This window comes from Bradyrhizobium roseum (assembly GCF_030413175.1).
Classification (GTDB): domain Bacteria; phylum Pseudomonadota; class Alphaproteobacteria; order Rhizobiales; family Xanthobacteraceae; genus Bradyrhizobium; species Bradyrhizobium roseum.
Genome location: NZ_CP129212.1, coordinates 4,792,138 through 4,813,134 on the forward strand (window position 1 = coordinate 4,792,138; position 20,997 = coordinate 4,813,134).

The following is a 20,997-nucleotide window of genomic DNA, read 5'->3' on the forward strand; positions in this document are numbered from 1 at the left end:
TTTGCAGGCAGCAAGGCCGGCCGCTCATAACGGCTGGCTGCAGGTTCGAGCCTGCCGGCCCAGCAATGAAATCAACAGCTTATAGATGGCGCCACCAAAGCCAAAAAGGTACCGCCACGGTTATCGCCACCAGATACGTGCTGTGTCCGTTCACCCTCCGAGCTGAAGGACGCGCTGAAGCGAAAGGCATACCAAGGGAGCGGCGGCGCCGACGGTCGGCCGCGGTCCAAGTTTACCGATGTCGACGAAGCCTCATCCGCGGCAGAGATCGACTTTCAAGAGTGAGATTCATCCGCGCGACATGAGCCCGCATTTAAACAATGACCGCGATAAATCGGCTTTCGATCCGGGCCTAACCTTCGCCAATCGAATTCAATGGATGTCCCAGCAGATTTAAAGAGCTCGAATCTCCCTCCTTAGCGGCTTCGATCTGAAGGAATCCTGATCCTATTTCGCGATGCTACTTGACTTCGGCCCGAGCGGCATTAGCCGCAAACCGGGACGCAAATGCCGGTAGGGAAATTTTGCGCAGTCGGCGAGATGCCCGCCAGGCGCGATCGCGATCAGGATCTCTGCGGCCAGTGTCTGGAAATCGCCGCGGAAATGCACGGTGCTCTTCAGCGCCAGGATCTTCTGCGCAGCCGGCTCGATACCGAGATGCCGGAATGGTGCCTGGTCGAGCGCTTGCATCCGCTTGGTTGTAACCGCGATCTTGACGCCGCCGATCTGCAGCAACGCCATCGGACCGAGATCGATGTCGCGGCCGCCTGACACCGGACCCGTGGTGCGAATCTTGCCGTCGCCGAGCTCGACCACGTCGAATGTGCCGTTGAACGGTACCACACCCTCGGGGCCATTGCGGCCGCCCAGCGCCAGCATGATGCGCGCGCCGCTGCCCGCATCATGCGCAGCCTTCACGGCCTGTGCGTCACACAGATAACCGAGCGCGGCCCCTTCCGCACCGCCTTCGATCAGCGCGAACAACAAGCCGGTGGTGTCGGCGGTTCCGCCCGCGCCGGGATTGTCCTGGGTGTCGGCAATGATCACCGGCTTGCTGGCCTTGGCGGCAATCGTCTTGGCCTGTGCGACGGCCTGTTCCGGCGAGAGCACGGGAACGGCGAACTCGCTTTCCTTCAGCGAGATGGCGCGCGCGACCTCGTCGGCGGTAGTATCCGCCACCGCCTGCGTGGCGGCGTGCACGACCACCGCGGGTCCGCAATGGAAGATATCCGACGGTGGAAAGCCCGCGAGATAGGACACCGTCAGAACATCATCACGCTCGAGTGCCTGCGTCAGCGCGACGATGCCACTTGACGGCTCGACCATCGTGCATTGGCTGTGCAACGGGATCAGGAACGGCAGCTTGCGCAGGGCGCGTCCCGGCGTGCGGCCGGCCGCGAGCACGCGCTGCATGGCGTGCGCGGCACGGATACCGGTCTCCGAACGATCGACGTGCGGATAGGTGAGATAGCCGGCGACGGCATCGACGTAACCGGTCATGTCGGGCGTGACGTTGGCGTGGTAGTCGAGGCTGATGACGATGGGCAGATCAGGCCCGACACAGGCGCGGATGCGCCGCAGCAGTTCGCCCTCGCCGTCCTCGAAATCCTCCGTCACCATCGCGCCATGCAGATCGAGATAGATGGCATCGACCGGCATTTGCTGCGACAGCTCGCCGACCATCTCGGCGGCGATGCGCTCGAAGGCGTCGCGCGTAACCATGCCGCCGGCGCCGCCGCTGGTCCACAGCAGCGGCACGATCTCATGACTGTCGGTCATCACCTTGAGGAAGCCCGAGAGCGCGAACGAGGTGCTGCCGAGCCAGGTCAGGACATCGCCGCGCCGAAGCAGCGGCGGGCGATCGCGATGGCTGCAGAAATAGGCGTAGTCGGTCGGCGGCTGCACGAAGGTATTGGTCTCATGGTGAAAGCCGCCGACCGCGATGCGCGCCATCAAAGAACTCCTGTCAGGCGCCAGCGAACGCGCCGATCTCGTCGAGCCGCAGGCAGGCGGCAACATGGTCGGTGCCGACGTTCAACAATCGCGGCCGCCCGTTGCCGCACCGTTCCGCCGCCAACGAGCAGCGCGCCTGGAACGCGCAGCCCGGCTTCTGCGTGGATGCCGACGGTGGATCGCCGGACAAGGTCGGCATGTCCTGCAGCGAGCCGGGCTCCAGCCGCGGGATCGCCGACAGCAGCGCCCGCGTATAGGGATGGCGCGGACGGTCGAAGATCTCCTCAACCGGCCCGCTCTCGACGATGCGGCCGAGATACATGATCGCGACGCGCTCGCACATGCGCCGCACCACCGAGAGATCATGGCTGACGAACAGATAGGTCAGCCCGAAGCGCTGGCGCAGGCTGTCGAGCAGGCCGAGCACGGTGGCCTGCACGGAGAGATCAAGCCCGGAGGTCGGCTCGTCCAATACGACAAGTTGCGGCCGCAGCACCAGAATGCGCGCCAGCCCGATACGGCGCTGCTGACCGCCGGACAGCTCGTGCGGATAGCGGCTGCGAAAGCTCGGGTCGAGCCCGACCGCCTCCAGTATCTCGTCGACACGCGCACGGCGTTCATCGCGACCGGTGACACCGTGAATTTTCAGCGCCTCCTCCAGCGCATGACCGACGCTCCACCAGGGATCGAGCGCGGCACCGGGATCCTGGTGCACGTATTGGATGGCGCGGCGGCTCAGCCGCGCCTCGCGTGGCGCCATGCCCGACACGACCTCGCCATCCAGGCAGATCGTGCCTTCTGACTCGCGGATCAGGCCGAGAATGGTCTTGGCCAGCGTGGTCTTGCCGCAGCCGGACTCGCCGACGAGACCCAGCGCCTGCCCGCGCGCGAGCCGGAGGCTAACACCATCGACGGCGTAAACCGGTGGCCGCGCCTTGCCGAGAAACGGCCGGCGGCCGCCGTAGAGCGTCACGATGTCCTTCACGTCGAGCAGCGCGGCCGCGTCCATCATACGGTAACTCCCATCGCATGGAGCACACAGCGGACACTGTGTCGGTCACCCGGCTCTGTCACCGGCGGAACGGCGGCGCTGCAGTCCGGCCTTCCGCTCGGACAGCGCGGATGGAAGCGGCAGCCGGACGGAGGCCGCAACGGCGAAGAAACCGAACCCGGAATGCCGGCCAGCGCCGTGCCGCGGTCGGGATGACAGGCGAGCAGCATCCTGGTGTAGGGATGCAATGGCGCGGAGAGAATTTGCCGCACTGGTCCGGACTCCACGGTTTGCCCCGCATACATCACCGTCACGGTATCGCAGAGCTGCGCAACGACGCCGAAATCATGGGTTACGAACAGCATCGACAGACCGCGCGCCTCGGCCAGCCCGCGCAGCAGTTTCAGGATCTGCGCCTGCGTCGTGACATCGAGCGCCGTGGTCGGCTCGTCGGCGAGAACGACCGATGGCGTGGAGACCAGCGCGGCGGCAATCAACAGGCGCTGGCGCTGGCCGCCCGAGAACTGATGCGGATAGCGATCGAGCGCGTGTTCGGGATCGGGCAATTGCACCGATCTGAGCAGGGACATGATGTTCGCATCGCGCTGCGCCGCCGGCTTGCCGCGCACCGTCTCCAGCAATTGCGTGCCGACCTTGAAGACAGGATTGAAGGCCTGATAGGGATCCTGCGGAATGAAGCCGATCTGGCCGCCGCGGACTTCGCTTTGTAGCTCGGTCGCCGACGTCTTCAGGAGATCGCGCCCGTCGAGCAGGATCTCGCCCTGGCTCGCACGCCCCCGCGTGGGCAGGATGCCGAGGACGGCGCGCATCAAGGTCGACTTGCCGCAGCCGGATTCGCCGACCAGGCCATGGATCGAGCCCGGCATCAGCTTGAGGCTGGCGCGATCGAGAATCTTGGCTTCGCCTTCGTCGGTCTGCACCGTCACCGAGAGATCGCGGATGTCGAGGCGTGGCGTCGCTTGCGGTGACGTCATCGCGAGCGCCTCAGCCGGGGATCGACGAGGTCGCGCAGGCCGTCACCGAACAGATTGAAGCCGAGCACGGTAATGAAGATGCCGAGCCCGGGAAATGTCACCGTCCACCAGGATTGCGGCAGATAGTCCCGTCCTTCCGCGACCGCGAGGCCCCAATCCGGATTGGGCGGCGTGGCGCCGACGCCGAGAAAGCCGAGCACCGCGGTGGTCATGATGGTGAATCCCATCCCGATGGTGGCGCGCACGATCACGGCGGAAGCCACATTGGGCAGCACATGCACGAACAGGATGCGCGGCGTCGATGCGCCCAGGCATAGCTGCGCCTCGATGAACAGCGCGTTGCGCAGCCGCCGCACCTCGCCGTAGACGGTGCGGCAGAAGAACGGCCAGTAAGTCAGCGCCAACGCCGCCATCGCGCTGCCGAGCCCGCGTCCCATCAATTGCGCCACCGACAGCGCCAGAATGAGTTGCGGCACGGCGAGGAAGACGTCGGTCAGGCGCATCACCAGCTGGCTGCCCCAGCCATTGGTGTAGCCGGCATAGAGTCCGGCCGGAACGCCGATGCCGATCGCGAGCGCGACCACCAAGAGTGCGACCTGCAGCGCGCCGCGCGAGCCGACGATGACGCGCGCGAACACGTCGCGCCCGAGGCTGTCGGTGCCGAACCAGAACTCCGAGGACGGCGGCTGCAGCCGTGCCGCAAGATCGCCATCATAGATCCGCTCCAGATCGGAAATGATCAGCGGCGAAAGCAGCGCGATCAGGCACAGTGCGACGATGATGCCGAAACCCAGCACCGCGGGAACATCACGCAGGAATTTCTTCAGGATCAGCATCGGTCCAAAGTGTCTTCAGAGGTTCATCTTCAGAGTTTTTCGGCGACGCGCGGATCGAGCCAGGCGTGCACCACATCCACCATGATGTTGACCAATGCATAAATCAGGCCGACCACCAGCGTGATGGCGAGCACGGCCTTGTAGTCCGAGCTCAGGATCGCGTTGACCGCATAGGAGCCGACGCCGGGCCAATCGAAGATGGCCTCGACCGCGACCGCGCTCGAAATCAATCCGCCGAACAACAGTCCGATCTGGGTGGTCGCGCCGACCACCGAGTTGCGCAGGACATAGACCCAGATGATACGAAGCCGCGGGTATCCCGCGGCTTCGGCGTAGTGCACGAACTCCTTCTGCAAGGTCTCCAGCACGCCGGCGCGGGTGAAGCGCGCGATCGATGCCAGGCCCGCGAGCGACAGCGTGAAGGCCGGCATCAGGATGTACTCGGCTGCCCTGCCCAACAGGTCGAAACGCAACGTCAAAAGGCTGTCGACGATATAGAGACCGGTCAGATGATAGGGCGGCGCGAGGCCTTCCGGGAAACGGCCGCGCAACGGCAGCCAGTCGAGCTCCATGGCAAAGATCATCTGCAGGATGATCGCAAACCAGAACGAGGCGATCGCAAGCCCTGCCACCGTCAGCACGCGCACCGCGTGGTCGAACAACGATTGGTACCAGACCGCGGCGATGGCGCCGATCGGAATCCCGACGACGGTCGCGAACAGCAGCGAGACGAAAGTGAGCTCGATGGTGGCCGGCAGGCGGTCGGCGATGTCGCGGAGCACCGGCCGGTTGGAGATGATCGAGTTACCCAGGTTACCGGTGCCGACCTGTCCGACATAGATGACGAACTGCTTCCACAGCGGCTGGTCAAAGCCATAGGCCCTGCGCACCTCGGCGATCTGCTCAGGCGTCGCGTTCTCGCCGGCAAGGGCCGCCGACGGATCGTTCGGCACCACGCGCAGCATGATGAAGGTGAGAACCAGCAGCCCGAACAGCGCCGGGATGGTCAGGACCAGCCGATGCAGAACGAAGCGCGCCATCAGCTCGCCAGCCACATCGTGCGGAAATCCGCGCCTGATCCGATCGGCGTGAAGTTGAAGCCGCGCAGCCGCTTGCTGATACCGCGCAACTCGACGCCGTTGTAGATCCAGATGTCGACCGCGTCGGCGACGATGATGCGCGAAGCCTGCTCATAGAGCGCCTGCCGCTGATCTTTCGCCTCAAGCCCGCGCGCCGCGTGCAGCAGGCTGTCGACCTTCTCATTCTTGTACCAGGACGACGCCTTCCAGGTGCCGTGGAATTGGCTGTCATACATCTGGCCGATCCAGTTCTCCGGATCGATGAAATAGGACGACACCCAGTGCGCCCACATGTCCGGCGTCGTCTCGGGTTTGGCGGTCGAGGAGATCAGTTGCGGCCAGAGGTTCGGGATGATCTTGAGGTTGACCCCGATCTTGCGCAGGCCCTGCTGTAGGATCTGCGCGGCCTGCGTCGTCTGCGCCAGATGCTCCTGGATGTGGATCTCGATCTCGCGATCGACCGGCGCGCCCTCGGCTTTGGCCTTGGCCAGATAATCCTTGGCCTTGTCGAGATCAAGTTCATAGGCAGGAAGGTCCTGCGGCGCACCCCACAGGTTGACCGGGATCGGGCCGGCATTGCGCACGGCATAGCCCTTCAGCACGCCGTCGATGAAACCCTTGTAGTTGAAGGCATGGCTGACCGCGAGGCGGAAGTTCAGGTTGTCGAACGGCGCCTTCCTGTTGTTCATGCGCAAGGTCATCAGCCGCATGCTCTGGTCCTTGGAAACCGTCGCGGTCTTGGACGCCATCACGCGCTCGACCTGGTCGGGCGGCAGATAGCTGTCGGTGCAGTCGACATCGCCCTTGATCAGCGCGTTGACCCGCGTGGTGGTTTCCCGGATCGGCCGCCGCCGCACGGTTTCGATCGGGGCGGTGTTGTCGCTCCAACCCATGAAGTGATCGCGATTGCGCTTCAGGTCGAGCTTCTGCACCGGCTGGTAGCCTTCGATGTCGGGAATATAGGAGCCGGATCCGGCGGCGTTGGTGGCGAGCCAGCCCTGCCCCCAGTCGTTGTCCTTGACGTTGGCCTCGACGAGACGGCGATTGAGGATCGCCATCAGCGGCGTCGCCGCCAGGAACGGCGCATAGAGTCGCTTCAGCTTGAAAACCACCGTGGTCGGATCCGGCGCCGTGACGCCGTTGGGATCGAGCACCGGCAGGAAGGCGGCGGCGGGTCCCTTCTTGATCGCCAGCATGCGCTTGAACGACCACACCACGTCATCGGAGGTGAGCGGATGGCCGTCGTGGAATTTCGCCCCGTCACGCAGCTTGAAGGTGAAGGTCAAACCGCCATCGGAGACGGTATGCCCGGTGGCGAGCCAAGGCACCAGCTTAGGTGGGTTCTGCTTGTTGACGTAGAGCGTGTCGTAGACGTTGATCATGTAGCCCTGCATGGGCACATCCGACACGGCGTGCGGATCGAGCGTGCCGGGCAGATCGTCGGCCCAGATCAGCTCATCCGATCCCGGCAGCGCGAACGCAGCGCGCTCTCCCATCATCGCGGCGGTGACCACCGCGCTTCCCCCCATCAGGAACGTCCTTCGCTTCATCAGACCCCTCCTTACGCTGTACATTGTGTGGACCCGATGGCGATCATGCGAGATAGGCCTTATCGGGCGGCGACGGCCACGCCGTGCGGGAATGCGATAATCTCAGATCGAGCATGGTTTCTGCGGTCTTGAGCGCCGCCAGCACCGGACTGACCACCGGCACCGCAAGCCGCTCCGACAATTCACGCTCGATGCCCATGAAGGCCATGCTCATGCAGCCCATCACCAGCACGTCGGCGCCATCGTCGATGCAGCGGCGTCCGGTCGCGATGATGCGATCCCATGCTGCGTTGTCACCGCCGGCAAGATCGACCACGGAGATGCCGACGCCGCGAATGCTGGCGAGCCGGTCGGTCAGGCCCTGCCCCCTGAGCCGGGGCCGTGTCCGCTTGGCGCCACGATCGAGCGGCGAGAGGATCGAATAGCTTTCACCCAACTGAAGCGCGAGCGCGATCGCCGATTGTCCGGGGCCGATCACCGGCATGGTCACGGTCTCGCGGATCGCATCCAGCGCGGGATCGGAGAAGCAGCCGATGATGCCGGCGCTGGCCCCCCCTGCCTCCGCCTGCTGCAGGCCGCGCAGCAGATGGGCCGCCACGGCAACGACATCGCGCTCACTCTCTATCGAGGGATAACCGGACGGCACGCTCCGCACGGAGATCTCGACATCGGCAGCGGCATGACGCTGCAGATAGTCGCGCCGCCGTGCGATCTCGGCGACACCGAGTGTCTTTTCCATCGGCGCGACGAGCTGGTAGGCGATGCGGCGATGGGCGGACATGGTGTACGCCTCTATTTCAATTGTGCGAGTGCGTCATGGACGATGGCGGCGGAGTCCTGCAGCGCGTCGGCGACCCGGTTGCGCGCCCGGACCAGCTTGGTCTCCAGCATCCAGCGCTGCTCGCCGTCCGAGAGCCCCGACAATTCACCGAGCTCATAGAGACAGGGAATCATCGTGGTCTGCGGCGTGTAGCCGTAAGGATCATGGCCGTATGTGCCGATGGCGGTCGACTGCAGCGGCACCAACAGCCGCGACAGCCGCTTCATCGCGCCGTTCAACAGCAGCGCTACCGCGTCCGAGCCCCTGCCGGCCTTGAAGCGCTCGGCCTCGGCCGCTGCGGCGGCATCGATCTTGGTGGCGGCCTCGGCGAAGGCATGCGCGCTGAGCTGCGCACCATCGAGCCCGACCGATTTGCCCGGCTCCTTGAACTCCTCGAGCCGCGCGATCACCCCCTCGGCCACCGGCTTGAAGCGGAACGGCAGCACCGGCGCGGTGGTCAGCTCCCACAGATAGGCGGCGTAGACGCGGATGTGCTCCTGCATCAAGTCCCAGTCCATCTTGTCGAGCCGGTTCTCCACCGAATGGTGCCACCAGCCGAGCGTGGCGTTCGCCGTCGCCTTCAGCTCCTTCGTCGTATAGGCGCCCTGGCCGGCGAACATCGGAATGCCGATGCCGAAGAAGCTGGAATCGCCCGATTTCACCGAGCGCTTCCAGCTGATCTTCTTGGTCAGCAGTTGCTTCTCGATCTCGCTGTGGAAGGTCTTCAGCTCGGCGTTCGAATGACTCTCCCATTCGGTGGTGCCGGTGCAGGCGGGCTGGTCGATCTGGAAATAGGCCACGCATTTGCGGCGCAGTTCGTCCCAGTTGCGATCGGCGTACCAGGCCGAGCCCGCCATGGTGCCGGTCTCGTGCGCGGTCCAGAAGCCGAAGCGCAGGCCGCGGCGGAGCTTGTCGCGGTGCTGCATGAAGACGCGCGCCAGCTCCATCTTGCAGGCATTGCCGGCGGCGTTGTCAGTCGCGGCCTCGCCGGGCCAACTGTCCTGGTGACCGCCGACGAGAACAAAGTCATCCTGCTCCGGCGAGCTCGCGGCCGGCGGCAGCTTGGCGATGGTGATTTGCACCGGGCGCCAGCCGTTCTCGACATGCGTGCGAAACCAGACCTTCACCGGTCCCTGCTTCGCCATCTCGCGCAGCTTAAGGCCGGCGGTGCGCGCAATACCGATGCACGGAATGGTCGGCATCTCGGTCTTGGCATTCTCCGGTGTCGGATTCCCCCACACCGGCTTCACCGAGCCGAACGGCACTGCCTCGTTCTCGGGATGCCCCCAATTCATCATGATGGCGCCGACAGCGCCCTTCAGGCCGGCGATGCGCTGCTTCTCGTGACGCGCGGGAGAATAAGACAGCTCGGTGAGGATGATCTTGCCGCGGGCATCCTGGCCCACATAGTCGGAGAACGCGCCGCCGCCCACATCGACGATCTCGGCGCGAATGCCGTCCTCGGTCGTCGGCAGGCTATGGCCGAGCGTGTTGGCCTGGATCGCTAGCTCCGACGGCGCCTCGACGCGAAATTCGGCATGCTCGGGAAATGAGACAATCGCGGGCAGCTCATGGATGACGACATCGTCAAGGCCGACTGCCTTCATGGCATCGCGGCTGTATTCCGCCATCCGCTTACCGTTGGCGCTGCCGGCCGCCCGGTGGGGGATTTCGCGCACGATGGTCTCGATATGGGCGCGAATCCTGTCCGCCGAAACCTCATCCACAACATTTGGATCCGACATCTGCCCCCACATTAATCACACGTTGCACAATCCTTCATCTTTCTGTATGATAACTGCTGTATGACAACAGGTCAAATGACCTAAGGGAATACCCGCCATGACGAGCAACGTTCTCAGACTCAGCGAACATCCCCCGTTGCGGCGTGATCAGGCCTTCGAACGGCTGCGCGATGCCATCATCACTGGGCATTTCGCGCCGGGCGCCCGTCTGATCGAGCGCGAGCTGTGCGAGGCGATGGGCGTGAGCCGGACCTCGATCCGCGAGGTGCTGCGACGACTGGAAGCGGAGCAGCTGATCGAGGTCGAGCCGCGCAAGGGTCCGATCGTGGCCCGCCTGACCCGCAAGCAGGTCGAGGAGATCTACGAGGTGCGCGCGATGCTGGAGGCGGCGATCGTGCGCCGTTTCACCATTGAGGCCAGCGCGGAGAACATCGCCGCGCTGAAGCGCATCTACGAAACCTTGAGCCGGGTGCGCGACCAGGGCGATGTCGTGGCCATCGTCAACACCACGCGGCAGTTCATCGAATACATGATGAGCGTGGTCGATCACGAGCTGATCGGCGACATGCTGCGGAAGCTGAACGCCCGCATCAGCGTCGCGCGCGTGCTGGCGATTTCCGTACCCGGCCGACTGCAACAGAGCGCGCGGGAGCTCGAGATCGTCATGGAAGCGATCGAGCGCCGCGACGCCGAAGGCGCGGCGCAGAGCCTGATGAACTATGTCCGCAATGCCGGCGACGCCGCGCTCAAGCATCTCGATGACGCCTCTGCCTGAGGAGTCACCACGGAACGACCGCGCGACCAATCCCGGACCCATCGCACGCGATTGCGCCTATGGCGATATCCAGGCTCCCGGCCACATCGTCATGGAGGCCGCGTCATATTGAGTCGCTGGTAATCATTGGCAAAGTGCCGGCCCGCGGCCGGCTCGGGAATGGAGCCCTAGCGCCAGGCGGGATGCCATGGCGCAAGACCTGGAATTCCTTCCTCCAAAGGGCAGCCGGCCAGCAGCTGGGCAGGCAGATCAATGCGTTCAGTCTTTGAGCGCTGTGACCACGACCTCGATCAAGGCGCCGCCACCGAGATCGGCTACACCGACCGTTGCTCGCGTCGGGAGATCGTTACCAAAAAAGTCGATCCAGGCCGCGTCCATCTCCTTTTTCTTCGACAGATCGGTGACGAAGACCGAGGCGCTGACAACGCGGGACGGGTCCGTCCCCGCCTCTTTCAGATAGCCGGCGATCTTGCCGAGGATGTTGCGGGTCTGCTCGCCCATGGAAATGCTGGTGTCATCGGCGATCGTACCGCCGACGAACACAAGCCCATTGGCCTCAACGACACGGTGCATGATCGGCGTACGGATGTTGCGGATGATGTTCATGATGTCCTCATCTTGGATTCTAGGGGGTGGAAGGATGAAAGCGGTCGATGCCGAGATCGCCGATCCGTGTCTGCGTGCCACCGTTGGCGATCAGTTCCATCATCACGGCGCCGGCGCCGGGGCCGAGCTGGAAGCCATGCAGCGAAAAGCCGAACTGGTGAAAGAGCCCCGCGTGGCGGGCGCTGGGGCCTAGCACGGGCAGATCATCGCGCGTCCGCGCCTCGATACCGGCCCAGGCGCGGACGATGGTGGCGCTGCGCATCACAGGAAATAGCTCGAACACGGTGCGCGCGCTGATGGCGAGGCTGCGCCAGTCCAGCACGGTCTCGTTGCGGTCCTGGTCCGGCGTCGCCAGATGGCCGCCACCGATCAGCACCGTGCCGTTGGCGAACTGCTTGAAGGAGAGTTTACGGCCCCGCAGGATCACGACGGGATCGATGAAGTGCGGCACGCGGGAGGTGATCATCAGCATCGGCGCCACGGTTTCAACCGGCACCGGTTCGCCAAGATCTGCGGCAATACGGCCGGCCCAGGCGCCGGCGGCATTGACGAGCACCGGCGCCGCATAGGTATCGGCGCCGACATCCACCCGCCACTGCCCGTCTTCTTTTCGAATGTTGGTCGCAGCCATGCCCTCACGAACGGTTGCGCCGAGCGCTCCTGCCTTGCGGCGAATCGCGGTGGTGGTTCGGGCCGGATCGGCGGCGCCATCGCGTCGCGACACCACGCCGCCCGGGCAGCTCTCGGACACCGCCGGCACCAGCCGCCGCAGTTCCGGGCCGTCGATCAGCTCCTCATGGGTGAAGCCGAGCGCGTTCAGCTCGGCGACGCGCGCGCGGCATGCATCGAATTCGGCGTCGTTCTCGGCGACCAGCACCTGACCATGGCTTTCGAAGCCGCAGGTATCGTCGACCAGCGCTTCAATCCGCTCCCAAATTCCCATCGCGCGGATCGAGAGCGGGATCTCCGCGACATGCCTTGCGAGCTGGCGGACGCCGCCGGCATTCACGCCTGAGGCGTGGCGGCCGGCATAGTCCTTCTCGATCAGCACCGGCTTCATGCCCGCGAGGCACATGTGAAGCGCGGTCGAGCATCCGTGGATGCCGCCACCGACGATGATGGCATCCGCGAGCTTCGTCATCCGCGCACCACGGCCTGGACGTCGGTCTCCGTCTTCGGCCCCGCCGCCAGTTCCGCGAGCGTGATCGGCTTCACCGGCGCGCGCAGCCGGAAATAACCGATCTCCTGGGGAGTCTTGCCACGGGCTTGCGCCATCAATTCAGTGACGGTCAGACCGCAAAGCCGACCCTGGCAAGGGCCCATGCCGGTGCGGCGATAGGCCTTGAGCTGGTTGGGACCGGTCGCACCGATCGCGACGGCGTCGAGAACGTCCTTGGCCGATACCTCTTCGCAGCGGCAGACGATGGTGTCGCCCGAGGGGATGCGAAACTGCCGGCCGGGACGGAACAACGTGTCGAGGAAGGTGCGGCCGCGCTCGGCCCTGGCCAGCGATACCCTGAAGGTTGCCATCGGTGCGAGCTTGGCAGCAACCGCAGGTGCCAGCGCTTCCGCCGCAGCTCTCGCGGCGATACGGCCGCGAACAATGGCGGCTCCCGCGCCGCCGATCCCGGCGCCATCGCCGGCGATGGCGATGCCTTCGACCGATGTGTTGCCGTCGTGGTCGAGCACCGGCGACCAGCAGAGCTGCGGGTCGTCCCAGCGATGCTCGATCCCAGCCGCCATGGCGAGATTGACGTTGGGCACCACGCCCTGATGCAGCAGCAATAGCTGAACCGGGATCGTCTCGCGTCGGCCGCCGGACGTATAAGTTACGGTTGCGAGTTGGCCGTCGCCGGCCGCAGCGAGTTCGCTCACGCCGGTCACCACAGGCACTTTCGCCCTCACCTCCTTCATCAAGGCGAGGCCCTTTGCGAAGTAGGGCGACGTCATGAAGGCGAAGGCGTGAGGCAGCGCGGCAAGATAGTTTCGACGTTCCGTCGTATCGAGGATGCGGTCGATGCGACCGCCAAGGCGCAGGATCTGCGCCGCCAGCAGCCACAGCAGCGGTCCCTGGCCTGCGATCACCGTGGGCCCGTCCGGCACGAGCGCTGAGGACTTCAGCATCGTCTGCGCGGCGCCTGCGGTCATTACCCCCGGAAGGGTCCAGCCGGGAATCGGAAACGGCCGCTCGAGCGCACCCGTGGCCAGAATCACACGACGCGCCTTGACGAAGGCGGAGACGCCGCCCACGGAGATACCGACTTCGCGATTGCGGTCAAGGCTCCAGACCGTCGCGCGCTGGATGATCTCGGCGCCGCTCGATCGCATCGCCTGGACGAGGTCCGCACCCGCCCAATAGTCGACACCGAGGCGATTTCGTTCCGTCACCGGAGTCGAGTCGATAGCGCGCCAGACCTGACCGCCGGGACCGGCATTCTCATCAAGCAGCAGCGTCGAGAGACCAGCCTCGGCCGCGATCGCAGCGGCGGCGAGCCCGGCAGGCCCTGCCCCGACGACGACGACGTCATAGCTGTCACGCCTGGGGGTCGCGTTCATTGGCCGATCTCCCGCTTGCCCTTCTGAATTTCGATCTGCATGCCCTCGGCGACAGGCACCAGGCAGCCTTGACGATTGCCGACGCCATCGATGGTGACGAGGCAGTCGAAGCACACCCCCATCATGCAATAGGGCAGGCGCGGCGCACCGCTTACCGCGGTCGCGCGGCGAACGTCACGGCCGGAGGCGAGCAGGGCTGCGGAAACCGTATCGCCCTCGCGCGCCTCGACGGCGGCCCCGTCCACGACGATGTGCACGGATTGTCTGCTGTCCTGATCGGTTCGCTTGAACATTGGATGTCTCTTGGCCCCTTCTTCGCCCACTCGGGCCTCGATGTCAGTAGTAGCCGCTGCTCGTCGCCGCATGGTTGGTGTCGAAGCGGCGGGCCGAGAACGCGCCGACGAGTTCCGGTTCGAGCGCGCCCGCCGCCACCATCCGGGCAATATCGAAGGCGTGGTTGGAAGCGAGCGTCACGCCGGAATGACAGCAGGTGACGAAAGCACCCGGCTCGCTCTCCGACTGATCGTAGATCGGAAATCCATCCTGCGGCATCACGCGGATACCGGACCAGGTCCGCACGACGTTGAGGCGGGCCAGATGCGGGAACATGCGCTGCGCCCGATCCGCCATCACGGCGCTGACCGAATGGTTCAGCGTGCGATCGTCGAGCTGATCTTCCTTGCTGTCGCCTATCATCACGGTGCCCTCGTCGGTCTGGCGAATGGTGGTCAAGGGATGCGGCAGGAACGGCACGGTGCGCTCGGTCACCACGATCTGGCCGCGGGTCGGGCCCATCGGCGCCGACAGGCCGACCATCGGTGCGAGCGACTGGTTGGCGTTGCCGGCGGAGAGCACGACCTTGCCGGCGCGGATCTCGCCCTGCGATGTCGACAGCCGGAACTCGCCGCCGCTCCGGCCAATCGCCGAGACCGGCCGCTCCGGGAAATAGTCGACGCCGAACAGCTTCAGTCCGGTGTGGAAGGCGCGGAAGGTGCGCAGCGAATTCACGTGCCCGTCCAGCGGACAGAAGCTGCCGCCGGAGACCTCAGGGCCGACCAGCGGGAGCATCTTCTTCACCTCCGGCGCCGACAGCATTTCCATCCTGTAGTCGGCCGCGCCCACCTGGTTGTGCATGCGCGTGACGAGCTGGGCGCGCTGCGCGAACTCGCCCTCCCCGAGGGTCAGGTGAAAGCCGCCGTTCTGCTGCAGGGCGACGTCGAGCCCGGTCTGATCCTTCAATTCGGCGGCAAGCTTACCCCAGGTTTCGGACGCCCGCATTGTCCAGCCGGTGTAGGCCGGCATGCCGAGCCCCTTGCTCTGCACCCAGACCAGCGCGAAGTTTGCCCGCGAGGCGCGCTTGGCAATGTCGCCCTCGTCGAGAACGACGACCGTCTTGCCGAGCCGGCCGAGCCCCCAGGCGATAGCGGAGCCGAGCAGGCCGCCGCCCACGATGGCGACGTCATAATCCTTTGACATGGTTTTCCTTGGGTTCCCCTAACGTCCCGGATCGCTCTTGCCGGCGAGCACGCGGTCGAGCCCATAGAAGCGGTCGAGCAGCATCAGGGCGGTCATGGTGATCGCGATCACGCTGGCCGAGACGGAGGTCACCAGCGGATCGATGTTGTCCTGGATGTAGAGAAACATGCGAACGGGCAGCGTCTCGGTGCCGGGCGTGGCCAGGAAGACGGTCATGGTCAGATCGTCAAAGGACTGAATGAAGGCCAGCGCCCAGCCGCTGATGACGCCCGGCAGGATCAGCGGCAAGGTCACGCGCCGGAACAACGTCCAGCTGCCGGCGCCGAGCGAAACCGCGGCCATCTCGATCGAGCGGTCCATGCCGGTTGCCGCGGCCAGCGTCAGCCGGAGTACGAACGGGAACACCACCACCACATGAGCGACCAGCAACCCTGTGAAACTGCCGCCCATGCCGATCGCGGTGAAGAAGCGCAGGAAGGCGATCCCCAGCACCACATGCGGGATCATCAGCGGCGAGAGGAAGAGCGCTGCGAGGGCCTCGCGGCCCCGAAAATGATAACGGGCGATAGCAAGCGCCGCCGGCACCGCAAACAGCAGCGCCACCAACGAGGACAGCGCACCTAACCCGAGGCTGACCCAGAAGGCATGGACGAACTCGGGATAAGCCGCGATCGCCCTGAACCAGCGCAGCGAGAAACTGGTGGTGGGCGCCGAGAGGTAGCCCTCGGGCGTGAAAGCGACGAGGCACACCACCACGATCGGCGCCAGCATGACGACGACGAAGATCGTATGAAAGATGAGCGCGAGCGGGCCGTTCGTCCTCATCGGAACACCTCGGCATAGCGTCGCTCGATCAGCGCGTTGCTGCCGACGACGATCAGCACCAGCGCCGCCAGAAGCAGCACCGCGACGGCCGCGCCCAGCGGCCAGTTCAGCGTATTGAGAAACTCGTCATAGGCGAGCGTCGCCGCGACCTTGAGCCGTCGGCCGCCGATGATGGCGGGCGTCGCAAAGGCGCTGGCGGACAGCGAGAACACGATGATCGCGCCCGACAACACGCCCGGCATGATCTGCGGCAGCACGATGCGGCGGATGATCGTCAGCGGACCGGCGCCGAGCGACAACGCCGCATTCTCGATTTGCGGGTCGACGCGCTGCAGCGCGGCCCAGACCGACAGCACCATGAACGGCATCATCACATGCGCCAGTGCGACGACCATGCCGGTTTCGGTGAACATGAAGGGCAGCGGCGAGCCGATCAGCCCAAGCGACATCAGGAGTTTGTTGACGAGGCCATTGTTGCCGCCGAACAGAAGCGCCCAGCCTAGCGTGCGCGCCACCACCGAGATCAGCAACGGGCCGAGGATCACGAGCACGAAGAAGCTCTTCCAGCGTCCGCTCATGCGATTGAGAATATAGGCCTCCGGCGCGCCGAACAAAGCGGTGATCAGCGTCGTCAGCAGTGCGATGCGGAAGGTCCGCCAGAACATCTCGGCATAATACGGATCGGTCGCGACCTCGTGCCAGTTCTTCAGGATGAAGACCGGCTCGATGCCTTTGTATTGCCCCCAGTCGTGGAACGAGAGCATCACCGTCATGGCAAGCGGGATCATCAGCACGCCGACGAACAGCATCAGCGCCGGCGCGGTGAGCGCCCATGCCGTGTGCGCATCGCGTGTGTCCGACGCCGGTGCCGTGTTCGCCGGTGCCGTGTCGACGGCCGCGCTCATGCGCCACCCCCTGCGCCACGCAGGCTCATGTCTTCCGGCCGCCAGTCCAGTCGAACAGCCTCGCCCTCGGCGGGCTGCGGCTGGCCGTCGTTTTGGCGGATCACAATTACGGAGCCACATTCGCTCTCGCACTGAAATAGCCAGTGATTGCCCTGGAAGATGCGGGTCACGATCTTCGCCGCGAGCCCCGCGTCGCCGAAGCCGATCCGCTCGGGGCGGATGCTGATCGTCACGGGACCGACGACACCTATCGGCGCGGGCGCACTCCAGGAGCCGGCGACGAGCCGCGCCGGAGCGGCCGTCGGAGCGATCGTCGCAGCGAAATCGTTGGTCTTGCCCAGAAACTGGGACACGAAAGCGGAAGCCGGCCGCTCATAGGTCTCCTGCGGTGTGCCGATCTGCTCGATGCGGCCCTGGCTCATGACCACGATCCGGTCGGACAGCGACATCGCCTCGTTCTGATCGTGCGTGACCAAAATCGTGGTGGTGCCGATGGTGCGCTGGATCTGGCGCAGCTCGATCTGCATGTCCTCGCGCAGCTTGGCATCCAGATTCGAGAGCGGCTCATCGAGCAACAGCACGCTCGGCCGGATCACCAGCGCGCGGGCGAGCGCCACGCGCTGCTGCTGGCCACCGGACATCCGGCGCGGATAGCGGTCCTCGTAACCGGCGAGCCCGACCATCGCCAGCGTGGCACGCACGCGCTCGCGGCACTCGGCCCGCGGCACGCGCCGCATCTCGAGGCCGAAGGCGACGTTCTCGGCCGCCGTCATATGCGGGAACAGCGCATAGCTCTGAAATACGACGCCGAGCCCGCGCTTGGCCGGATGCACCGCGGTCAGGTCGCGTCCCTCGAGACGGATCGCACCGCCCGAGGGATCGAGAAAACCCGCGATCATCTGTAAGGTCGTGGTCTTGCCGCAGCCCGAGGGACCGAGAAAGGAGACGAACTCCCCCTTGCCTACCGCAAGGCTGAAGTCGTCGACGACGGTCTGCGCCGCGAACTGCTTGCTGACGCGATCGAGCTCGAGATGGGCCATGGCGTATTGCTCCCGTGCTGCGATCAGCTCAGCGCTCGACCTCGCGATTCCAGCGCTTGGTCCACTCTTCGCGCTTCTCGTTGATGACAGCCCAGTCGGGCGAATAGAGTTTTGCGGCGCGCTCGCCGATCGGCGCCATCTTGCCAAGCTCCGGCGGGACCACGAGGGATTTCAGCACCGGGCCGTAGCCATAATCCTTCAGCATCACGAGCTGGATCTTCGGCTCGAGCAGCATCTTGACGAAGCTCGATGCGAGCGGCGAAGCGTTGGGCTTGGCGATCGGACAGGCCGTCGTCAGCAGCGTAGCCGCGCCTTCCTTGGGATAAACGAAGTCGACGGGAAAGCCGGTGTTGGCGAAGCTCTGCACGCGGCCCGTGCCCCAGACGGCCAGCACCGCCTGGCCGGACTGGAACAGCTCGGTCATCTTGCCCGGCGAGGGTTCATAGGCCAGCACGTTGGGATTGATCTGTTCCTTGAAGATCTTGAAGCCGGCATCGACATTGGCCTCGCTGCCGCCGTTCATCCTGGCGAGCATCAGCAGGGCTTCCAGGCCGTAGGTGTTGTTGATCGGCGGGATGACGAGCTGCTTCTGGTACTTCGGATCCTTGAGATCGTTCCAGGAAGTCGGCGGCGCCCAGCCCTTCTCGGCAAAGACCTTGGTGTTGTACATCAAGCCGGTGGCGACGATGCCGATTGCGACCGCTCGATCATCCTTGAAACGCGCGGCATCATAAAGATCGACGGGCAGGCCATCGACCTTGCCGCAGAAGCCGAGCTGTATGGCCTGGTACATCGGACCATCGTCGACGATGGCAACGTCGATCTGCTGGTTGCCCTTCTGCGCCTGCAGCTTGGCCAGCGTATCCGTCGAGTTGCCGGCGACGTATTCGACCTTGACGCCGTTGGCCTGCTCAAAAGCCGGGATCACCGCGTCGCGGATCGTCTTCTCAAAGGAGCCGCCGTAACCGGCCACATAGAGCGTCTTCTGCTGCGCCAACGCCGCCGACGGCGCTAAGGTGAGCGTCGCGATGAATGCCGCCACAAGGCCGGGTTGCTTCATTTGGATCGATCTCCAACGTCGTTTGCGAGGTAAGCACCCGGAGCGCATCCCCATTTTGACCGGCCCGAACCCCTTTTGGGGCGCCCGGATCGCCGCTGCCTAGAAAACCGGCTGTCCCTAACCTTGATGAAAAAGATCGCAGTACCCGCTTTCGTCGTCCAATTAATAATGGCACCGTCTTCATGCTGGAATGTTATGGATGGAGCAGTGATGGCACGGATCAATTCGCGGCAGGTCGAAGCCTTCCGCGCGATGATGCTGACTGGTAGCGTGACGGAAGCGGCAAAGTTGATGGCGGTGACGCAACCGGCCGTAAGCCGATTGCTGCGCGACTTCCAGGCGCTGCTGAAAATGGAGCTGTTCGAAAAGCGCGGCACCGGACTGGTGCCGATGGCTGCCGCGATGGCACTCTACATGGAGGTCGAGCGGTCCTTCGTCGGTCTCGAACGGATCACAGCGGCAGCCGAAGAAATCCGCAGCCGCCGGACAGGAACGCTGCGGATAGCAGCCCTGCCGGCGCTGTCCAACGGCTACCTGCCGAGGCTCTCCGGGCGATTCCTGATGGAGCGGCCGAACCTCAATCTATCGTTCTTTGGCGTGATCTCGCCGATTGTGGTCGACTGGGTGTTGAACAACCAATGTGACATCGGCTTCGCGGAAGTGCCGATCGCCCATGCGGGCCTGCCGAGCGTTCGGCTGCCGGCGCCCGCGCGCGTAGCAATCCTGCCCGCCGGACACCGGCTGGCCGCCAAAGCAATGCTGCAGCCGCGCGATTTCGAAGGAGAGACCTTCGTGTCGCTGACGGCGGGATCGACCGGCCGGCATCTGATCGACCAGGCATTCAACCGCGACGACGTCCGCCGGGTGCTTCGGGTCGAGACCAGCCTATCCGAAATCATGTGCGGATTGGTGTCATCCGGACTCGGCGTGGCGATCTGCGATCCCTTTACGGCGCAGGAGTTCGAGGGCCGTGGCGTCGTGGCGCGCCCTTTCCTGCCGCGGATCGATTTCGAATTCGCCGCCGTTTTTCCACCGCAGCGCAGTCCCTCGCCTGTGGCATTGGATTTGGTCGAGGTCGTGCGGCAGGCGCTATCCGACGGTCATTAGACTAGATGGATCATCTTCTTTTTCCCCTAGGTGCCGAGTTCCTGAATGATTTTATCGGTGGACGCAGTTCAGTTTCGAGAAACAACTTTGCGCCTGCTGGCGTCACCGCATGGTCGACGCCAACATCAAAGTCGAGGGGGGCGCGCTCCCACCTCCGGAGAATTTAAAGCGCGCGCAATCTCGGGCCTGAGTTCCTTGATGATATCAGTGGGCGGCCGTCCTTGTCAGAGAGGCCATTGATAGGATGGCCAGCTACTCGAAGGGCTCCTAATATAATTGACGGGTACCTCCGGCTCTGCCCTCTCCCCCCAACCAAACGATTAGTTGGTTGTTTGGGCATTCATCACTGGCACCGCTGCCAAATTGTTCGCTTGCCTTTGGTGAGGACTCTGCTCAGCCTGGCCCTGCCCTTTGCGGGTGCGCCGGTCCTCAGGATTCCGAGGAGCAGCATCGGACGAGTCCCTCACTCCGTTTGCCCGGCGGACTCGCCGGAAATCCGCATCGCCGTCTAGAATTGCCTCCAGCATAAACGGTACGAGATCGGCTACCTCTTCCCGAACGCCATAGGTTTCAGCGTAAAAATCTGCGTACTCGCGAAGCCGCGCCTCCAGTTGAGGCGGAAGCGTCGTCGTAAGTTTGACCGGCGTCCGATCCGGAAGTTTCCACAGTCTCATCCAA

Annotated in this window: 20 protein-coding genes; 2 read left to right on the forward strand and 18 right to left on the reverse strand. The window is 64.6% G+C overall.

Features of this window, described 5'->3' with window-relative positions; genetic code table 11:
* Positions 1 to 447: 447 nt before the first annotated feature.
* From QUH67_RS22805 to QUH67_RS22840, 8 genes are read right to left on the reverse strand one after another with little or no spacing between them, the layout of a single operon-like run.
* Positions 448 to 1,953 (reverse strand): M81 family metallopeptidase, encoded by a 1,506-nt coding sequence (locus QUH67_RS22805; protein ID WP_300941428.1) that lies wholly within the window; start codon positions 1,951 to 1,953, stop codon positions 448 to 450.
* A 13-nt stretch (positions 1,954 to 1,966) separates the two neighbouring features.
* Positions 1,967 to 2,965, reverse strand: coding sequence for an ABC transporter ATP-binding protein (locus QUH67_RS22810; protein WP_300941429.1), 999 nt, complete (start codon positions 2,963 to 2,965; stop codon positions 1,967 to 1,969).
* Positions 2,962 to 3,939 carry an ABC transporter ATP-binding protein gene (locus QUH67_RS22815; protein ID WP_300941431.1) on the reverse strand — a complete coding sequence of 326 codons (978 nt, stop codon included), beginning with the start codon at positions 3,937 to 3,939 and terminating at the stop codon, positions 2,962 to 2,964. The genes QUH67_RS22810 and QUH67_RS22815 overlap by 4 nt, the downstream gene beginning before the upstream one ends.
* Positions 3,936 to 4,775, reverse strand: a complete 840-nt coding sequence (locus QUH67_RS22820) for an ABC transporter permease (RefSeq protein ID WP_300941432.1) — start codon at positions 4,773 to 4,775, stop codon at positions 3,936 to 3,938. Before QUH67_RS22820 ends, QUH67_RS22815 begins: the two co-directional genes overlap by 4 nt.
* A gap of 29 nt (positions 4,776 to 4,804) precedes the next feature.
* Positions 4,805 to 5,815, reverse strand: a complete 1,011-nt coding sequence (locus QUH67_RS22825; protein WP_300941433.1) for an ABC transporter permease — start codon at positions 5,813 to 5,815, stop codon at positions 4,805 to 4,807.
* The gene (locus tag QUH67_RS22830) at positions 5,815 to 7,404 is read right to left on the reverse strand and encodes an ABC transporter substrate-binding protein (RefSeq protein ID WP_300941435.1); all 1,590 of its coding nucleotides are present in this window, start codon (positions 7,402 to 7,404) and stop codon (positions 5,815 to 5,817) included. Before QUH67_RS22830 ends, QUH67_RS22825 begins: the two co-directional genes overlap by 1 nt.
* A gap of 43 nt (positions 7,405 to 7,447) precedes the next feature.
* Entirely contained in the window at positions 7,448 to 8,185 is a 738-nt protein-coding gene (locus QUH67_RS22835; RefSeq protein WP_300941437.1) for an aspartate/glutamate racemase family protein, read from the reverse strand.
* Between the two features lie 11 nt (positions 8,186 to 8,196).
* Positions 8,197 to 9,951, reverse strand: a complete 1,755-nt coding sequence (locus QUH67_RS22840; protein ID WP_300941439.1) for a M28 family peptidase — start codon at positions 9,949 to 9,951, stop codon at positions 8,197 to 8,199.
* Between the two features lie 115 nt (positions 9,952 to 10,066).
* Here QUH67_RS22840 and QUH67_RS22845 point away from each other — a divergent pair, with 115 nt between their 5' ends.
* Positions 10,067 to 10,744, forward strand: a complete 678-nt coding sequence (locus QUH67_RS22845) for a GntR family transcriptional regulator (RefSeq protein WP_300941441.1) — start codon at positions 10,067 to 10,069, stop codon at positions 10,742 to 10,744.
* Positions 10,745 to 11,002: 258 nt separating this feature from the next.
* Here QUH67_RS22845 and QUH67_RS22850 read toward each other — a convergent pair whose 3' ends face one another.
* From QUH67_RS22850 to QUH67_RS22890, 9 genes are read right to left on the reverse strand one after another with little or no spacing between them, the layout of a single operon-like run.
* On the reverse strand, positions 11,003 to 11,350 hold the full coding sequence (locus QUH67_RS22850; RefSeq protein ID WP_300941443.1) for a RidA family protein: 348 nt from the start codon (positions 11,348 to 11,350) through the stop codon (positions 11,003 to 11,005).
* 19 nt (positions 11,351 to 11,369) lie between these two features.
* On the reverse strand, positions 11,370 to 12,491 hold the full coding sequence (locus tag QUH67_RS22855; protein WP_300941445.1) for an NAD(P)/FAD-dependent oxidoreductase: 1,122 nt from the start codon (positions 12,489 to 12,491) through the stop codon (positions 11,370 to 11,372).
* Positions 12,488 to 13,906: an FAD/NAD(P)-dependent oxidoreductase gene (locus tag QUH67_RS22860; protein ID WP_300941446.1), complete on the reverse strand. Its 1,419-nt coding sequence runs from the start codon at positions 13,904 to 13,906 to the stop codon at positions 12,488 to 12,490. Before QUH67_RS22860 ends, QUH67_RS22855 begins: the two co-directional genes overlap by 4 nt.
* Entirely contained in the window at positions 13,903 to 14,199 is a 297-nt protein-coding gene (locus tag QUH67_RS22865; RefSeq protein WP_300941448.1) for a (2Fe-2S)-binding protein, read from the reverse strand. The genes QUH67_RS22860 and QUH67_RS22865 overlap by 4 nt, the downstream gene beginning before the upstream one ends.
* Positions 14,200 to 14,242: 43 nt before the next feature.
* Entirely contained in the window at positions 14,243 to 15,382 is a 1,140-nt protein-coding gene (locus QUH67_RS22870) for an NAD(P)/FAD-dependent oxidoreductase (protein ID WP_300941450.1), read from the reverse strand.
* Between the two features lie 18 nt (positions 15,383 to 15,400).
* Positions 15,401 to 16,207: an ABC transporter permease gene (locus QUH67_RS22875; RefSeq protein ID WP_300941452.1), complete on the reverse strand. Its 807-nt coding sequence runs from the start codon at positions 16,205 to 16,207 to the stop codon at positions 15,401 to 15,403.
* Entirely contained in the window at positions 16,204 to 17,112 is a 909-nt protein-coding gene (locus QUH67_RS22880) for an ABC transporter permease (RefSeq protein ID WP_300941454.1), read from the reverse strand. The genes QUH67_RS22875 and QUH67_RS22880 overlap by 4 nt, the downstream gene beginning before the upstream one ends.
* Positions 17,109 to 18,152: an ABC transporter ATP-binding protein gene (locus tag QUH67_RS22885; RefSeq protein ID WP_300941456.1), complete on the reverse strand. Its 1,044-nt coding sequence runs from the start codon at positions 18,150 to 18,152 to the stop codon at positions 17,109 to 17,111. Before QUH67_RS22885 ends, QUH67_RS22880 begins: the two co-directional genes overlap by 4 nt.
* A 28-nt stretch (positions 18,153 to 18,180) precedes the next feature.
* Positions 18,181 to 19,212: an ABC transporter substrate-binding protein gene (locus QUH67_RS22890; RefSeq protein ID WP_300941457.1), complete on the reverse strand. Its 1,032-nt coding sequence runs from the start codon at positions 19,210 to 19,212 to the stop codon at positions 18,181 to 18,183.
* Positions 19,213 to 19,422: 210 nt separating this feature from the next.
* Here QUH67_RS22890 and QUH67_RS22895 point away from each other — a divergent pair, with 210 nt between their 5' ends.
* Entirely contained in the window at positions 19,423 to 20,319 is an 897-nt protein-coding gene (locus QUH67_RS22895) for a LysR substrate-binding domain-containing protein (RefSeq protein ID WP_300941458.1), read from the forward strand.
* Between the two features lie 320 nt (positions 20,320 to 20,639).
* Here the strand turns inward: QUH67_RS22895 and QUH67_RS22900 are convergent, their stop codons facing one another.
* Complete coding sequence (locus QUH67_RS22900; RefSeq protein WP_300941460.1) at positions 20,640 to 20,993, reverse strand: DUF2274 domain-containing protein; 354 nt, start codon at positions 20,991 to 20,993, stop codon at positions 20,640 to 20,642.
* Positions 20,994 to 20,997: the final 4 nt, after the last annotated feature.

Excerpts from the sequence above, each read along its gene's own strand:
- QUH67_RS22805 (WP_300941428.1), bottom strand. The coding sequence starts at position 1,953 with ATGGCGCGCATCGCGGTCGGCGGCTTTCACCATGAGACCAATACCTTC.
- QUH67_RS22810 (WP_300941429.1), bottom strand. The coding sequence starts at position 2,965 with ATGATGGACGCGGCCGCGCTGCTCGACGTGAAGGACATCGTGACGCTC.
- QUH67_RS22815 (WP_300941431.1), bottom strand. The coding sequence starts at position 3,939 with ATGACGTCACCGCAAGCGACGCCACGCCTCGACATCCGCGATCTCTCG.
- QUH67_RS22820 (WP_300941432.1), bottom strand. The coding sequence starts at position 4,775 with ATGCTGATCCTGAAGAAATTCCTGCGTGATGTTCCCGCGGTGCTGGGT.
- QUH67_RS22825 (WP_300941433.1), bottom strand. The coding sequence starts at position 5,815 with ATGGCGCGCTTCGTTCTGCATCGGCTGGTCCTGACCATCCCGGCGCTG.
- QUH67_RS22830 (WP_300941435.1), bottom strand. The coding sequence starts at position 7,404 with ATGAAGCGAAGGACGTTCCTGATGGGGGGAAGCGCGGTGGTCACCGCC.
- QUH67_RS22835 (WP_300941437.1), bottom strand. The coding sequence starts at position 8,185 with ATGTCCGCCCATCGCCGCATCGCCTACCAGCTCGTCGCGCCGATGGAA.
- QUH67_RS22845 (WP_300941441.1), top strand. The coding sequence starts at position 10,067 with ATGACGAGCAACGTTCTCAGACTCAGCGAACATCCCCCGTTGCGGCGT.
- QUH67_RS22850 (WP_300941443.1), bottom strand. The coding sequence starts at position 11,350 with ATGAACATCATCCGCAACATCCGTACGCCGATCATGCACCGTGTCGTT.
- QUH67_RS22855 (WP_300941445.1), bottom strand. The coding sequence starts at position 12,491 with ATGACGAAGCTCGCGGATGCCATCATCGTCGGTGGCGGCATCCACGGA.
- QUH67_RS22860 (WP_300941446.1), bottom strand. The coding sequence starts at position 13,906 with ATGAACGCGACCCCCAGGCGTGACAGCTATGACGTCGTCGTCGTCGGG.
- QUH67_RS22865 (WP_300941448.1), bottom strand. The coding sequence starts at position 14,199 with ATGTTCAAGCGAACCGATCAGGACAGCAGACAATCCGTGCACATCGTC.
- QUH67_RS22870 (WP_300941450.1), bottom strand. The coding sequence starts at position 15,382 with ATGTCAAAGGATTATGACGTCGCCATCGTGGGCGGCGGCCTGCTCGGC.
- QUH67_RS22875 (WP_300941452.1), bottom strand. The coding sequence starts at position 16,207 with ATGAGGACGAACGGCCCGCTCGCGCTCATCTTTCATACGATCTTCGTC.
- QUH67_RS22880 (WP_300941454.1), bottom strand. The coding sequence starts at position 17,112 with ATGAGCGCGGCCGTCGACACGGCACCGGCGAACACGGCACCGGCGTCG.
- QUH67_RS22885 (WP_300941456.1), bottom strand. The coding sequence starts at position 18,152 with ATGGCCCATCTCGAGCTCGATCGCGTCAGCAAGCAGTTCGCGGCGCAG.
- QUH67_RS22890 (WP_300941457.1), bottom strand. The coding sequence starts at position 19,212 with ATGAAGCAACCCGGCCTTGTGGCGGCATTCATCGCGACGCTCACCTTA.
- QUH67_RS22895 (WP_300941458.1), top strand. The coding sequence starts at position 19,423 with ATGGCACGGATCAATTCGCGGCAGGTCGAAGCCTTCCGCGCGATGATG.
- QUH67_RS22900 (WP_300941460.1), bottom strand. The coding sequence starts at position 20,993 with ATGAGACTGTGGAAACTTCCGGATCGGACGCCGGTCAAACTTACGACG.